The organism is Mesorhizobium sp. M1A.F.Ca.IN.020.06.1.1 (assembly GCF_004023265.1).
GTDB lineage: Bacteria > Pseudomonadota > Alphaproteobacteria > Rhizobiales > Rhizobiaceae > Mesorhizobium.
Genome location: NZ_RZSR01001404.1, coordinates 1 through 1,075 on the forward strand (window position 1 = coordinate 1; position 1,075 = coordinate 1,075).

The window sequence follows — 1,075 nt, forward strand, 5'->3', positions numbered from 1 at the left end:
ATGCGGTGCTTGCCGCGCGCGAAGCGATAGCGAAGGGCTACGACGACATCCTCGTCATGTTCGGCGACACGCCGCTGATCGATGCGGCAGCGCTGGCTGCCGCGCGGCAGAAGCTGGCGGAGGGTGCTGCCGTTGCGGTGATCGGCTTCCGCCCGCCCAATCCGACGGGATACGGCCGGCTGATCGAGAAGGGCGGGCGTCTCGTCGCCATCAGGGAGGAGAAGGACTGCTCCGAGGCGGAAAAAAAGCTCGGCTTCTGCAATGCCGGGATGATGGCGGTGGCCGGCAACCAGGCGCTTCGGCTGCTCGACAAGGTCGGCAACAACAATGCCAAGGGCGAGTTCTATCTCACCGACATCGTCGAGCTCGCCGGCGCGGACGGGCTCGATGTGGTGGCCACGGAGGCGAGCTTCGAAAGCGCGCTCGGCATCAACAACCGGGCCGAGCTCGCCGAGGCGGAAGCTATCTGGCAGGCGCGCCAGCGGCGCGAGGCGATGCTTGCCGGCGTGACGCTGATCGCGCCTGAAACCGTCTACTTCTCGCACGACACCGAGATCGGTGCCGATACGATTGTCGAGCCGCATGTCTGGTTCGGCCCGGGCGTCAAGATCGCTTCAGGGGCGAAAATCCACGCCTTCAGCCATATCGAAGGCGCCACGATCGCTTCCAATTGCGATGTCGGGCCGTTCGCGCGGCTGCGGCCGGGCGCCGATTTGCGGCAAAAGGCCAAGGTCGGCAATTTCTGCGAGGTCAAGCAGGCAACGATCGAGGAAGGCGCCAAGGTCAACCACCTGACTTATATCGGCGACGCGCGGGTCGGTGTTGGGGCGAATATCGGCGCTGGCACCATCACCTGCAACTATGACGGCTTTTCCAAATTCTTCACCGATATCGGCGAGGGCGCGTTCGTCGGCTCCAACTCCGCGCTGGTGGCGCCGGTCACGATCGGCAAGGGTGGCTACATCGCTTCGGGCAGCGTGATCACCGAGAGCGTGCCCGACGATGCGCTGGCCTTCGGCCGCGCCCGACAAAAGACGCTGCCCAGAAAAGGCAAGGAATTGCGCGAGCGCTTCGC

General features: G+C 64.8%; 1 protein-coding gene. It reads left to right on the top strand.

All coding sequences use genetic code 11. The features are described from left to right. Nucleotides 1–1,075: bifunctional UDP-N-acetylglucosamine diphosphorylase/glucosamine-1-phosphate N-acetyltransferase GlmU (gene glmU, locus EOA60_RS34395; protein ID WP_128312697.1), on the top strand; the 1,075-nt coding region annotated here is incomplete at both ends.